Source organism: Aminobacter sp. BE322 (assembly GCF_050433525.1).
Taxonomy (GTDB): domain Bacteria; phylum Pseudomonadota; class Alphaproteobacteria; order Rhizobiales; family Rhizobiaceae; genus Aminobacter.
In genome coordinates this window covers 58197-70463 of sequence record NZ_JBNPXB010000015.1, presented here as the reverse complement: position 1 = coordinate 70463, position 12267 = coordinate 58197, and the positions used below count along the sequence as shown (strand labels likewise).

Below are 12267 nucleotides of genomic sequence, written 5' to 3'. Positions count from 1 at the left end.
TTGTTGGTCATAATGCGATGGCAAGAACTATCAACAAGCTGAGCGCGGTCCAAGTCGCGAAGTTAGACCAACCTGGCGTCTACGGGGACGGAGGCGGTCTTTATCTTCAGGTGACCAAGAGTACCAGCGAGGCGGGCGGTGTCACCAAATCTTGGCTCTTCCGGTTCATGCTCGCGGGGAAAGCCCGCTATATGGGGCTCGGTGACATCAAGACTTTTGGACTCGGAGAGGCTCGTGCCAGGGCACGAGACGCCCGCAAGCAGGTGGCGGATGGGATCGATCCCATTGAGGCGCGACGGGCTCAGCGTGACGCGCTGCGGGCGGACGACGCCAAACGGCTCACATTCAAGGATGCAGCGGAGCGCTACATCCAGGCCCATCAGGCTGGCTGGAGAAACGCCAAGCACGCTGACCAATGGCGGAATACTCTGACAACCTACGCTTATCCCGTCATAGGGGGTCTGCCGGTCGCGAAGGTAGAGGTCGCCCACATAATGCAGATCCTCGAACCGATCTGGTCGGAGAAAGCCGAAACGGCGAGGCCCTTCTGCTCAATGAGCGCTGCAGTCCTCTTGTGTTCTTCCGGGAAGCGCTTGGCGCTTTGCTCGAAATTTGTCCGAGCCTGAGCCAGTTCCTCGGGAGTGAAGTTCATCATGGCTGAGCGGCGGTATTTTTCGGCCTTGTCCATATGTCATTCTCCATTCCCAATTTGTCGGGCCAACCATTCGGCAAGCCAGCGTTCTTCAGCCATCAGTGTTGCGAGCGCCGGGGGTGCATCGGGAAACGCCGCTAGGACGCGTTTGCGCGTGGCTTCCGCTTCGCGATGACGCTGCATGTCCCGGTCGTGCATGCGGCGCATCTCGCCGCCTGGATCGGAGGTCAGGGGCACTTTTGTTTTCGCAATCGGGGTCATCTCCATTTTCCCTACGCTGCCGTGCTATCGCGCCGAGCGATGGCTCTCTCTTGCCACTCGGTGATTTCGTCCACGTCCCACGCCACAGCGCGTGGACCCATTTGGATGGCTTTCGGGAACCAGCCGAGGCGCATCCCCTCGTAGATCGTTGAAGTACATAGTCCCGTAATTCGTTCTACCTGTTGCCGTCTTATGAATGTCCTCATGATTAAATCCCGTTGATATTTGTAATGTTCCGTTTAGTTGCGATATTTGTTATTGCAACATGGAAATTTGCAAATGTCGATTGGGATTTGCCGTCAATATACGCAATGAAATTGGGGTGTTGTTGTGATATTAATCACGAATTATTAAAGCCATACTTTGTGCTGATGACTTTGCAGTGTCGCGTGTGCTGCTGTGGAAGGGGCGGGCGCGACGGGCCTATGGCAACAATTGGCCGGTTCGCCGACTCCGAGCGCCGATTTTTCTCGCAAGGGCCAATTGTAGTGCTGCAGAACGCACTCTTTGTGCGGCGAGTCCTAAGTATGGTCTTTCCGCAAGGCGGAATGTCCATACTTAGTGCTGGTCTAGTAAAAATCGTCGCTAGCACTGCTTGTACTCGACGACTCCTCTGGGCTGCGCTCGATCCCGGAGTCATAACGACGCGATTGGCTAGGGAGTCCCCTTGGTGCGGTGGAGGGGAATTTTAGCTGGTGATAGTATAACGCCACCATCCGCGCATTACAAACTAACCATTTGTGGGTAGAAACGGGGGTTGGACAAAGAATCGATATTTAGCTTATTGATATTATTGATTCTTTTAAAGAAATTGGCGGAGAGAGCGGGATTCGAACCCGCGATACGGTTCCCCGTATACACACTTTCCAGGCGTGCGCCTTCAACCACTCGGCCACCTCTCCGCGTCGCGCGCCTTGCGCCGGCCGGTTTCGCCGGGCTGGTTGGGAGTGCGTGCATCTCCTGGGCGTGGCTTGCGGCCGCTCGGGCCGGCAAATCGGGCGCAGTCAACCTGCCTGACGCCTTCGCCTGCAGCCGAACGCGATCGCTTGCGTTCCGCTGCGGGGCTCATCTAGTCGATCCGGCGCCGCTTGCCAAGCGGCTGCGTCGCAAATCTTGCCGGCGAATCGGCCTTGCCGGCAAAATGCGGTGCACTGCGCCGGCATGGGGCGGGAATGCATGGCCGCAACGAGGGCGGCCGGTGCCGTGGGCGCGTCCGCCGGCCGGGCTCTGGTCGCGCGTTCGGGGCGCGGTCGGACGGCCGGCTTCGCTCCCTGTCTTGCCAGCGGCGACGCTCGTGAGCAGACTGACCGTGGAGCGGAAAAGCGTGCGGGGGAGAAAAGAGATGTCCACAGAGGGCGGTGAAGGCGGCGCGGGCGACAGGAGCATGCTGGGCTGGCTGCCGGTGGCCTGGGTCTGCATCGTCATGGCGCTCGCCGCGCGCGGCATAGACGGCAGCCTGGCCAGCATCTGGAGCTATGCGTTCCCCGGCTCCGTGCTCGCCTTCATCTATGGTTCGATGGCCGTTGGCGTCGTCACCATCGGCTGGGGGCTCTGGCTGCTCTGGCTCGTCTACCAGCGCTCGCCACGGTTCGCCCGCCAGTTCACGCTCTGGCAGGGCGCGGTCATCGCGGCCCTCGTCGTCAAGCAGGCCTATGTGCTCGCCGCGCCCGACTTCGCCTTCAGCCTGACCGCGCTTGCCTGGAGCCTGGGCGAGATCGTCGTCGGCGTCGCGATGATCGTGCTCGTCAAGCGTGAGCGCCAGGATCGGCCGGCGCCCCTCGCTGCCCCGGGCGCGCCGCGGCCGGCGTTGTCGATCGCGGCTGCCATCGGGCTCGTCCTGCTCGGCATCGTCGTTGGCGGTGCCCTCGGCCTCGGGCTGGGGATCGGCGGCGGCCAGATCTATGCCTCGGCAACCGACATGAGCTGCTTCGAAGGCGGCTGCGGCTACTTCGTCATCTTCATGGGCCTTGCCGGCACGATCGTCGGCGCGCTCGCCGGCGGCATCTTCACCCTCTGGCGCGTCCTCAGCCGCCGCTCCGGCCAGCCGGCATAGGCCATTTGCCTGTCAATTCGCCCTGTCCGTGATTGCGCGCGCTGCCCGCACACCTTATCTCTGATGGCGAAACCGATACTTCAGGACCTCTCATGATCCGCTTCGTGTTCCGTCTCGCTGCGGCGATCGCGCTTTCGGTGGCCGTCATCATGGCGGTGCTCGACGCGACGCGGACCGTTGCGGTGTCCCGGCTGGTCATGACGCCGCTCGATACCAGCTGGTCGACCGCCTCGCCGAGCACGTTCGCCGCCACCGAGGGCTTCGTGCGCGACAAGGCCGGCCCCGCGGCCTGGGATGCGGTCGTCGTCCCGCTGCTCGACCTGCCGGGCTTCGCGATCTTCGCCGCGATCGCCTTCCTGCTCTATGCGGTAGGCCACCGCCGGCGCCCGGGGCGTTTCAGCGGCGAGGTCTGAAACCATTCGCCTGCCGCGACCGTATCGGCAAACGATGAAGGGAGAATGCCCATGTTTTTCCTGAGCGACATGCTGAACAAGAAGCTCAAGATGCCGGCGCCCGCCGAGGCGCTGCCCGGCCGCGACCGGCCGATCCCGACCGCCTCGAAGCACTATGTCTCCAAACGCCCGCTCAAGGCCCCCTATCCCGAGGGCACGGAGCGGGCGATGTTCGGCCTCGGCTGCTTCTGGGGCGCCGAGCGGCTGTTCTGGCAGACGCCGGGGGTCTGGGTGACCGCTGTCGGCTATGCCGGCGGCATCACCCCCAACCCGACCTACCAGGAAACCTGCACCGGGCTCACCGGCCATGCCGAAGTGGTGCTGGTCGTGTTCGATCCCGGGGAGGTCTCCTACGGCCAGTTGCTGAAGATCTTCTGGGAAGCCCACGATCCGACCCAGGGCATGCGCCAGGGCAACGACGTCGGCACCACCTATCGCTCGGCGATCTACACTTTCGGCGAGGCGCAACAGGCCGAGGCGGTCGCCTCGCGCGATGCCTACCAGGCGGCGCTCAAGTCCGCCGGCCGCGACAAGATCACCACCGAGATCGCGCCGGCGCCCGCGTTCTACTTCGCCGAAGAGGATCACCAACAGTATCTGGCAAAGAATCCATACGGCTATTGTGGCCTCAAGGGCACCGGCGTGAGCTGCGCCATCCCCCAGCAGGCATAGCGCTAGCCGTTGGTTTTGCTGTGGATTTGGATGGCCACAGCATTTTTCCAAAAGGTCAAGATTCCGCGTGAATTTTGCCTTGGCCCGTGCAAGATATGGCCATGAGCGGGGGGACACGATCCTCGCCATGCGCCGGGCGGCAGCCAGAGGAACGGCACGCACGGTGATCGAAAAAGACAACCGACAGGGTGTGGATCACATGAAACGTATCGTTCTTGGCCTCCTGGCGGCCACCGCCATGTGCCTTCCGGCGTTCGCAGCTGAAGTTCAGCCGGCGCTGCTCTACGATCTCGGTGGCAAGTTCGACAAGTCGTTCAACGAAGCCTCCTTCAACGGCGCCGAGAAGTTCAAGGCCGAGACCGGCATCGCCTATGTCGAGTTCGAGGTCTCCAACGCATCGCAGCGCGAGCAGGCGCTCCGCCGCTTCGCCGAGGACGGCCGCAATCCGATCGTCATGGCAGGCTTCGCCTGGTCGGAAGCGCTCGACAAGGTCGCGACCGACTATCCGGACATCAAGTTCGCCATCATCGACATGGTCGTCGAGAAGCCGAACATCCGTTCGGTCGTCTTCAAGGAGAATGAGGGCTCGTACCTCGTCGGCGTCATGGCCGCACACGCTTCGCAGTCCAAGAAGGTCGGTTTCATCGGCGGCATGGACATCCCGCTCATCCGCAAGTTCGGCTGCGGCTATGTCGGCGGCGCCAAGGCGGCCGGTGCGACCGAAGTCATCCAGAACATGACCGGCGACACGCCGGCCGCCTGGAACGACCCGACCAAGGGCGGCGAGATCGCCAAGACCCAGATCTCGCAGGGCGCCGACGTGATCTACGCCGCGGCCGGCGGCACCGGCGTGGGCGTGCTCCAGGCTGCGGCCGATGCCGGCAAGCTCGGCATCGGCGTCGATTCCAACCAGAACGGCCTGCACCCGGGCAAGGTGCTGACCTCGATGCTCAAGCGCGTCGACACGGCCGTCTACAACGCCTTCATGGACGCCAAGAACGACAAGTTCACCGGCGGCGTGAACAATCTCGGCCTCAAGGAGGGCGGCGTCGACTACGCGCTCGACGACAACAACAAGTCGCTCGTCACCGACGACATGAAGGCCGCCGTCGAGAAGGCCAAGGCCGACATCATCGCCGGCACCATCCAGGTCCACGACTACACCTCGGACGACAAGTGCCCCTATTGAGCGCTGGGTGAATGAAATGCGCCGCCGGGCCTGGTCCGGCGGCGTTTTTTATAGCCGATCGGCTACCAGTGCGGAGGCTTGGTCACCGGCGTGTCGGGCGCGGCGCTTTCTTCGAGGGCGAGGAAACGCTCGGTCAGCGCGTCGAGCTTCTTCTGCATGCGGTCGATGACCGTCCACTGCTCGGCGATCTGGCCGGAAAGCTCCTCGATCATGTGCTCCTGTTCCGCATTGCGGATTTCGAGCGTCGTCAGCCGGTCCTCGGGCGTGGTCATGGTCTCTTCTCCTCGGTCCGCAGCATGGGCAACTGGTCGAAAGTGGGCATCGCTCGGCCGTTTGTCGAGGGCGCAGGCCCTAGTCGATTGGCAGGGCCAGGTGGGCGTGCTAGCTCTTCCGGCAAGCCATAACAAGAACATAAGAAACGTGAGTGGGACAGGCGTATGGCGGAAGCTGCTATCGAGCTGATCGGCATCAACAAGAGTTTCGGCGCCGTGCGCGCCAACCGCGACATCGCGCTCGAGGTTCCGCGCGGCACCATCCACGGCATCATCGGCGAGAATGGCGCCGGCAAGTCGACGCTGATGTCGATCCTCTACGGCTTCTACCAGGCCGACAGCGGCGAGATCCGCGTCAACGGCAAGCCGACCGCCATCAAGACGCCGAACGACGCCATCGCCGCCGGCATCGGCATGGTCCACCAGCACTTCATGCTGGTCGAGAATTTCTCGGTGCTGGAAAACGTCATCCTCGGCGCCGAAGGCGAGGCCCTGCTCAACAAGTCGATTTCCAAGGCGCGCTCGGAACTGCGCCGGCTGGAGCAGGAATACGGCCTCGAGGTCGATCCCGATGCCATCATCGAGGAACTGCCCGTCGGCCTGCAGCAGCGCGTCGAGATCCTCAAGGCGCTCTATCGCGGCGCCGAGATCCTGATCCTCGACGAGCCGACCGGCGTGCTCACCCCGGCCGAGGCCGATCACCTGTTCCGCATCCTCAAGCAGCTCAAGGACCAGGGCAAGACGGTGGTGCTGATCACCCACAAGCTGCGCGAGATCATGGCCATCACCGACAACGTCTCGGTCATGCGCCAGGGCACCATGGTTGCCACCCGCAAGACCAGCGAGACCACCGTCGAGGAACTGGCCGAGCTGATGGTCGGCCGCCGCGTGCTGTTGCGGGTCGAGAAGGGCGAGGCCAGGCCCGGCGACGTCAAGCTCTCGGTCAAGAACCTGACGGTCAAGGATTCGCGCGGCGTCACCATGGTCGACGACGTGTCCTTCGACGTCCGCGCCGGCGAGATCGTCGGCATTGCCGGCGTCGCCGGCAACGGCCAGTCGGAGCTGATGGAGGCGATCTCGGGCATCCGCAAGGCGGTGTCGGGCACCGTGCTGCTGGACGGCAAGCCGATCGAGGTGACCGGCAATGCCGACCCGGCCGAGCTGCGCGACCGCGGCCTCGCCCATGTGCCGGAGGACCGCCACCATGTCGGCCTGGTGCTCGCCTTCGAGGAGAACGAGAACTCGATCCTCGGCTATCACGACAAGCCGCAATATCTGAAGGGTCCGTTCCTCAACCTCGACGCGATCCAGAAGGACGCGCAGGACAAGATCGCCAAATACGACATCCGCCCCGCCAACCCGCGGCTCAAGACTGCCAATTTCTCCGGCGGCAACCAGCAGAAGATCGTGCTCGCGCGCGAGATCGAGCAGGACCCCGGCGTGCTCGTCGTCGGCCAGCCGACGCGCGGCGTCGACGTCGGCGCCATCGAGTTCATCCACAAGCGCCTGATCGCCATGCGCGACCAGGGCAAGGCCGTGCTCCTGGTGTCGGTCGAACTCGACGAGATCCGCTCGCTGTCCGACCGCATCCTGGTGATGTTCGCCGGCCGCGTCGTCGGCGAGCGCGGACCCGAGGCCGGCGAAGGCGAACTCGGGCTTCTCATGGCAGGCGTCGAACACAAGGAGGCCGCCGAATGAGCACGCCTTACGCAAAACTTCCGGCCTGGGCCGACTACGGCCTGATCCCGCTGATCAATCTGCTGGTCGCCTTCGTCGTCGCCGGCCTCGTCGTGCTGCTCGTCGGCGAAAATCCGTTCCGCGCCGCCGTCATCCTCGTCGAGGGCGCCTTCGGCAGCGGCCAGGGCCTCGCCTACACGCTCTATTACGCCACCAACTTCATCTTCACCGGCCTTGCGGTCGCGGTCGCCTTCCACTGCGGCCTGTTTAACATCGGCGGCGAGGGCCAGGCCTACATCGCCGGCCTCGGCATCGGCATCGTCGCGCTTGCCTTCGACAGCGTGCTGCCGTGGTGGCTGACCTTTCCGCTGGCGATCATAGCCTCGGCACTCGTCGGTGCGCTCTGGGCGCTGATCCCGGCCTATCTGCAGGCCAAGCGCGGCTCGCACATCGTCATCACCACCATCATGTTCAACTTCATCGCCGCCTCGGTGATGGTCTACATGCTGGTCAACGTGCTGAAGCCGGTCGGCGCCATGGCGCCGCAGACCCGCCAGTTCCTCGAGGGCGCGCAGTTGCCCAAGCTCGGCTGGCTGCTGGCCGAATTCGGCCTCAAGGTCCGCCCCTCGGCGCCGCTCAACGTCTCGTTCCTGCTGGCGCTGGTCATGGCCTTCCTGGTCTGGGTGCTGATCTGGCGCACCAAGCTCGGCTACGAGATCCGCACCATGGGCTTCAGCCCGAAGGCGGCGCGTTATGCTGGCATCTCGGCCTCCCGCATCACCATCGTCACCATGCTGATCTCGGGTGCGCTCGCCGGCATGATGGCGCTCAACCCCATCCTCGGCGACCAGCACAACGTGCCGCTCGACTTCGTCAGTGGCGCCGGCTTCGTCGGCATCGCGGTGGCGCTGATGGGCCGCTCGCATCCCGCCGGCATCGTGCCCGCCGCCATCCTGTTCGGCATGCTCTACCAGGGCGGCGCCGAACTCTCCTTCGAGATGCCCAACATCAGCCGCGACATGATCGTCATCATCCAGGGCCTGGTGATCCTCTTCGCCGGCGCGCTCGAACACATGTTCCGCCCGGCCATCCAGGGCATCTTCGCCAGCGTCAGTCCGAGATCCGTCGGCATCGCCGCCGCCAAAGGGGAGCGTGCCTGAGATGGAATTCATCGACACGCTCATCAATGTCCTGAACTCGACGGTCCGCCTGTCGGTGCCGCTGCTGCTCGCCTGCCTGGCCGGCCTCTATTCCGAACGCGCCGGCGTCTTCGACATCGGCCTCGAGGGCAAGATGCTCGCCGGCGCCTTTGCCGGCGCCGCCGCCGCCGCCGTGTTCGATTCCGCCTGGATCGGCCTCTCCGTCGCCGTCATCGTCTCGATCTGCATGTCGCTGGTCCACGGCTTCGCCTCGATCACCCATCGCGGCAACCAGATCGTCTCGGGCGTGGCGATCAACTTCATCGCCGCCGGCTCCACCATCATCCTCGGCCAGGCCTGGTTCCAGCAGGGCGGCCGCACGCCGTCGCTCGAGCCGGAAGCGCGCTTCGGCGCCATCAACCTGCCGGGCGCCGATGCGCTGCGCGACGTGCCCGTCATCGGCCAGCTCTATTCGGGCCTGCTGTCGGGGCATTCGCTGCTCACCTACGTCGCCTTCCTCGCCGTGCCGTTCACCTGGTGGGTGCTGTTCCGCACGCGCTTCGGCCTGCGCCTGCGCGCCGTCGGCGAAAACCCGGCAGCCGTCGACACCGCGGGCATCTCGGTCGCCTGGCTGCGCTACCGCGCCGTCATCTGCACCGGCATCCTGACGGGCCTCGCCGGCTCCTACATGGCGCTCGCCCAGAACGCCGGCTTCGTCAAGGACATGACCGCCGGCCGCGGCTACATCGCCCTTGCCGCCCTGATCTTCGCCAAGTGGCGCCCGGTGCCGGCCATGTTTGCCTGCCTGCTGTTCGGCTTCCTCGACGCGCTGTCGATCCGCCTGCAGGGCACGCCCCTGCCGGTCATCGGCAAGGTGCCGGTGCAGTTCATGCAGGCGCTGCCCTATGTGCTGACCGTCATCCTGCTCGCCGGCTTCATCGGCAAGGCCATCCCGCCGCGCGCCGGCGGCGTGCCCTACGTGAAGGAGCGGTGAGCATGGTCGAATTTACCCCCACCCCTAACCCCTCCCCACAAGGGGGAGGGGGACTTGGCGTCTGCGCTTCGTTGTTCCCCTCCCCCTTGTGGGGAGGGGTTAGGGGTGGGGGTATCCAGCCAGCTACGGGCCTCCGCCATGTCTCATGATCTCTTCCAGGCGGCGACCGCCGCGATGGCCAAGGCTTACGCGCCCTATTCCAAGTTCCCCGTGGGCGCGGCGCTGAGGACCGAGGACGGCCGGGTCTTCACGGGCGCCAATATCGAGGTGGCGTCCTATCCGGAAGGCTGGTGCGCCGAAACCACGGCGCTTGGCCACTACGTCATGGGCGGTGGCGGCAAGATCACCGAGATCGCCGTGGTCGCCGAGCGCATGGCCCGCATCACGCCCTGCGGCGGCTGCCGCCAGCGCCTCGCCGAGTTCGCCAGCGCCGACACCAAGCTCTATCTTTGCGACGAAACCGGCGTGGTGGAGACCGTGACCATGGGCCAGATGCTGCCTTACGGATTCCAGGGGGAGATCCTGAAATGAAGGAAGCCGTCGATCGTCTCGTCGAAAGCCTCGGCGGGCTCGCACCGTCGTCCGCGCTGGTGCTCGGCTCCGGCCTCGGCAGCCTCGTCGACGAGGTCGAGAACGCCGCCCGCATCCCCTATGCCGAACTTCCGGGCTTCCCGCGCAGCGGCGTGACCGGCCATGCCGGCGAGATCGTCGCCGGCCTGTTCGGCGGCCGCCCGATCATCATGATGGCCGGCCGCGCCCATTATTACGAGCACGGCGATGCAGCCGTGATGCGCCCGGCGATCGAGGCGCTCGCCGGCATCGGAGTGACCCGGCTGCTGCTCACCAATGCGGCGGGCTCGCTCAGGCCCGAGATGCTGCCCGGATCGATCATGCTGATCGAGGACCACATCAATTTCGCCGGCACCAACCCTTTGTTCGGCGAGCCGACCGACCGCCGCTTCGTCGGCATGACCGAGGCCTATGACGCCGGCCTGCGCCGCGCCTTCGAGGCTGCCGCGGCTGACGCCGGCATCGAGCTGCACAAGGGTGTCTACATGTGGTTCTCCGGCCCGTCCTTCGAGACCCCGGCCGAAATCCGCATGGCGCGCCTGTTCGGCGCCGATGCGGTCGGCATGTCGACCGTGCCCGAGGTCATCGTCGCCCGCTTCCTCGGCCTCAAGGTGCTGGCCTGCTCGGTCATCACCAACCTTGCCGCCGGCATGACCGGCGCCGAGCTGTCGCATGGCGAGACCAAGGACATGGCCCCGATCGGCGGGGCGCGCCTCGCCTCGGTGCTGCGCAAGGCCTTCGAGAAGGGCTCGTTCGATGCGTGAACTGGGCGAGGCGCAAATGGAGAGCCTTGCATTCCTTCGCGCCCCCCTCTGGCCTGCCGGCGTGGTCTTCGGCCGACCAGGAAATTCCGTTCGGCTGCAGACGAGTGGGCGAGGCGCCGATGACGGCGTGATCTCCCCCCTTGTGGGGGAGATGGCCGGCAGGCCAGAGGGGGGCAACGTAGAGCGCCGTCCTGTCCAGTCCGCGAGCGCCAATTGATGCTCCCGCAGGAGATCATCCGCCGCAAGCGTGACGGCAAGGCGCTCACCGCCGACGAGATCAAAGCCTTCGTAGCCGGCATCACCTCCGGCGCGGTCTCCGAGGGCCAGATCGCCGCCTTCGGCATGGCGGTCTTCTTCAACGGCATGGGCCGCGACGAGGCGGTGGCGCTGACGTCGGCGATGCGCGATTCCGGCGACGTGCTCGACTGGTCCGACCTGCCCGGGCCGGTCACCGACAAGCATTCCACCGGCGGCGTCGGCGACAATGTCTCCCTCATGCTCGCGCCCATCGTGGCGGCCTGCGGCGCCTATGTGCCGATGATCTCGGGCCGCGGCCTCGGCCACACCGGCGGCACGCTCGACAAGATGGATTCGATCCCGGGCTATGCCAGCCAGCCCGACCTTGCCCTGTTCCGCCGCACCGTGCGCGAGGCCGGCTGCGCCATCATCGGCCAGACCTCGGACCTCGCCCCCGCCGACAAGCGCTTCTACGGCGTGCGAGACGTCACCGCGACGGTGGAATCGGTGCCGCTCATCACCGCCTCGATCCTGTCCAAGAAGCTCGCCGCCGGCCTCGGCTCGCTCGTGCTCGACGTCAAGCTCGGCAACGGCGCCTTCATGGAAAGGACGCGCGATGCGGCAGCCCTCGCCACCAGCCTGGTCGAGGTGGCGAATGGCGCGGGGCTCGCGACAACGGCGCTGATCACCGACATGAACCAGCCGCTGGCATCCGCCGCCGGCAACGCCGTCGAAGTGCAGAACGCGGTCGATTTCCTCACCGGCCGCGTCCGCGATCCGCGCCTGGAAGAGGTTACGCTGGCGCTTGCCGCCGAGATGCTTTTGTCCGCCGGGCGTGCCGCCACGCAGCGCGAGGCCCTGGCCAGGGCGCGCACCGCGCTCGCCGACGGCACCGCCGCCGACATCTTCGGCCGCATGGTCTCCGTCCTGGGCGGACCAGCCGACTTCGTCACCAAGCCCGGCAAGTATCTGCCCGAGGCCGATGTCGAGCTTGCGGTGAAAGCGCCGCGCGCGGGCCATGTCAGTGCCATCGCCACGCGAGATATCGGCCTCGCCGTGGTCGCCCTCGGTGGCGGCCGCACGCGACCGCAAGACAAGGTCGACCACGCCGTCGGCATCATCGGGCTCTTGCCCGTCGGTTGCGAGGTGAGGTCGGGGGAGGCGCTGGCACGAGTCCATGCCCGCAGCCAGGCTCAGGCCGAGGCGGCGGCCGCGGCCGTGCTTGCCGCCTATGCGATCGGCGAGGTGAAGCCCGCCGCCGCCAGGGCGGTTGTCCGGCGCATCGCGCCGCAGGATTGAGGTGCGAGCCCGCACAACGCCACAGGTCGGCTCCAG

General features: G+C 65.6%; 14 protein-coding genes and 1 tRNA gene. 11 read left to right on the top strand and 4 right to left on the bottom strand.

What is annotated here, in order from left to right:
- Positions 1-17 precede the first annotated feature (17 nt).
- Complete coding sequence (locus J2X50_RS19180) at positions 18-626, top strand: tyrosine-type recombinase/integrase (protein ID WP_429097416.1); 609 nt, start codon at positions 18-20, stop codon at positions 624-626.
- Positions 627-691: 65 nt separating this feature from the next.
- On the opposite strand, the gene J2X50_RS19175 is transcribed toward J2X50_RS19180, so the two are convergent.
- The 3 genes from J2X50_RS19175 to J2X50_RS19165 all read right to left on the bottom strand — a co-directional run bounded on the left by J2X50_RS19175 (position 692) and on the right by J2X50_RS19165 (position 1815).
- The gene (locus J2X50_RS19175; protein ID WP_429097415.1) at positions 692-913 is read right to left on the bottom strand and encodes a hypothetical protein; all 222 of its coding nucleotides are present in this window, start codon (positions 911-913) and stop codon (positions 692-694) included.
- Positions 914-924: 11 nt separating this feature from the next.
- Positions 925-1119, bottom strand: coding sequence for an AlpA family phage regulatory protein (locus J2X50_RS19170; RefSeq protein WP_429097413.1), 195 nt, complete (start codon positions 1117-1119; stop codon positions 925-927).
- Positions 1120-1725: 606 nt separating this feature from the next.
- Positions 1726-1815 (bottom strand) — tRNA-Ser (locus J2X50_RS19165).
- Positions 1816-2255: 440 nt separating this feature from the next.
- On the opposite strand from J2X50_RS19165, the gene J2X50_RS19160 reads away from it, so the two are divergent.
- The 4 genes from J2X50_RS19160 to J2X50_RS19145 all read left to right on the top strand — a co-directional run bounded on the left by J2X50_RS19160 (position 2256) and on the right by J2X50_RS19145 (position 5279).
- On the top strand, positions 2256-2966 hold the full coding sequence (locus J2X50_RS19160) for a hypothetical protein (protein WP_429097411.1): 711 nt from the start codon (positions 2256-2258) through the stop codon (positions 2964-2966).
- Positions 2967-3058: 92 nt separating this feature from the next.
- On the top strand, positions 3059-3379 hold the full coding sequence (locus J2X50_RS19155; protein WP_429097409.1) for a hypothetical protein: 321 nt from the start codon (positions 3059-3061) through the stop codon (positions 3377-3379).
- Between the two features lie 51 nt (positions 3380-3430).
- Positions 3431-4090, top strand: coding sequence for a peptide-methionine (S)-S-oxide reductase MsrA (gene msrA, locus J2X50_RS19150; RefSeq protein WP_429097408.1), 660 nt, complete (start codon positions 3431-3433; stop codon positions 4088-4090).
- Between the two features lie 199 nt (positions 4091-4289).
- Entirely contained in the window at positions 4290-5279 is a 990-nt protein-coding gene (locus J2X50_RS19145; protein ID WP_347968379.1) for a BMP family lipoprotein, read from the top strand.
- Positions 5280-5341: 62 nt separating this feature from the next.
- On the opposite strand, the gene J2X50_RS19140 is transcribed toward J2X50_RS19145, so the two are convergent.
- On the bottom strand, positions 5342-5551 hold the full coding sequence (locus J2X50_RS19140; protein WP_340035990.1) for a SlyX family protein: 210 nt from the start codon (positions 5549-5551) through the stop codon (positions 5342-5344).
- Between the two features lie 165 nt (positions 5552-5716).
- On the opposite strand from J2X50_RS19140, the gene J2X50_RS19135 reads away from it, so the two are divergent.
- The 6 genes from J2X50_RS19135 (at position 5717) to deoA (ending at position 12231) form a co-directional block, all read left to right on the top strand.
- Positions 5717-7249, top strand: coding sequence for an ABC transporter ATP-binding protein (locus tag J2X50_RS19135; RefSeq protein ID WP_429097406.1), 1533 nt, complete (start codon positions 5717-5719; stop codon positions 7247-7249).
- On the top strand, positions 7246-8388 hold the full coding sequence (locus J2X50_RS19130) for an ABC transporter permease (RefSeq protein WP_429097404.1): 1143 nt from the start codon (positions 7246-7248) through the stop codon (positions 8386-8388). Before J2X50_RS19135 ends, J2X50_RS19130 begins: the two co-directional genes overlap by 4 nt.
- A 1-nt stretch (position 8389) precedes the next feature.
- A complete protein-coding gene (locus J2X50_RS19125) occupies positions 8390-9361 on the top strand; it encodes an ABC transporter permease (protein WP_429097402.1) in 972 nt (323 codons plus the stop codon).
- Positions 9362-9499: 138 nt separating this feature from the next.
- The gene (cdd, locus tag J2X50_RS19120; protein ID WP_429097401.1) at positions 9500-9892 is read left to right on the top strand and encodes a cytidine deaminase; all 393 of its coding nucleotides are present in this window, start codon (positions 9500-9502) and stop codon (positions 9890-9892) included.
- Positions 9889-10695, top strand: a complete 807-nt coding sequence (locus J2X50_RS19115) for a purine-nucleoside phosphorylase (protein ID WP_429097399.1) — start codon at positions 9889-9891, stop codon at positions 10693-10695. The genes cdd and J2X50_RS19115 overlap by 4 nt, the downstream gene beginning before the upstream one ends.
- 216 nt (positions 10696-10911) lie before the next feature.
- Positions 10912-12231, top strand: a complete 1320-nt coding sequence (gene deoA, locus J2X50_RS19110) for a thymidine phosphorylase (protein WP_429097397.1) — start codon at positions 10912-10914, stop codon at positions 12229-12231.
- The last annotated feature ends 36 nt before the right edge of the window (positions 12232-12267 follow it).

What these genes read in the sequence shown, in the direction of transcription:
- J2X50_RS19180 (WP_429097416.1), top strand. Translation starts at nt 18, where the DNA reads ATGGCAAGAACTATCAACAAGCTGAGCGCGGTCCAAGTCGCGAAGTTA.
- J2X50_RS19175 (WP_429097415.1), bottom strand. Translation starts at nt 913, where the DNA reads ATGACCCCGATTGCGAAAACAAAAGTGCCCCTGACCTCCGATCCAGGC.
- J2X50_RS19170 (WP_429097413.1), bottom strand. Translation starts at nt 1,119, where the DNA reads ATGAGGACATTCATAAGACGGCAACAGGTAGAACGAATTACGGGACTA.
- J2X50_RS19160 (WP_429097411.1), top strand. Translation starts at nt 2,256, where the DNA reads ATGTCCACAGAGGGCGGTGAAGGCGGCGCGGGCGACAGGAGCATGCTG.
- J2X50_RS19155 (WP_429097409.1), top strand. Translation starts at nt 3,059, where the DNA reads ATGATCCGCTTCGTGTTCCGTCTCGCTGCGGCGATCGCGCTTTCGGTG.
- msrA (WP_429097408.1), top strand. Translation starts at nt 3,431, where the DNA reads ATGTTTTTCCTGAGCGACATGCTGAACAAGAAGCTCAAGATGCCGGCG.
- J2X50_RS19145 (WP_347968379.1), top strand. Translation starts at nt 4,290, where the DNA reads ATGAAACGTATCGTTCTTGGCCTCCTGGCGGCCACCGCCATGTGCCTT.
- J2X50_RS19140 (WP_340035990.1), bottom strand. Translation starts at nt 5,551, where the DNA reads ATGACCACGCCCGAGGACCGGCTGACGACGCTCGAAATCCGCAATGCG.
- J2X50_RS19135 (WP_429097406.1), top strand. Translation starts at nt 5,717, where the DNA reads ATGGCGGAAGCTGCTATCGAGCTGATCGGCATCAACAAGAGTTTCGGC.
- J2X50_RS19130 (WP_429097404.1), top strand. Translation starts at nt 7,246, where the DNA reads ATGAGCACGCCTTACGCAAAACTTCCGGCCTGGGCCGACTACGGCCTG.
- J2X50_RS19125 (WP_429097402.1), top strand. Translation starts at nt 8,390, where the DNA reads ATGGAATTCATCGACACGCTCATCAATGTCCTGAACTCGACGGTCCGC.
- cdd (WP_429097401.1), top strand. Translation starts at nt 9,500, where the DNA reads ATGTCTCATGATCTCTTCCAGGCGGCGACCGCCGCGATGGCCAAGGCT.
- J2X50_RS19115 (WP_429097399.1), top strand. Translation starts at nt 9,889, where the DNA reads ATGAAGGAAGCCGTCGATCGTCTCGTCGAAAGCCTCGGCGGGCTCGCA.
- deoA (WP_429097397.1), top strand. Translation starts at nt 10,912, where the DNA reads ATGCTCCCGCAGGAGATCATCCGCCGCAAGCGTGACGGCAAGGCGCTC.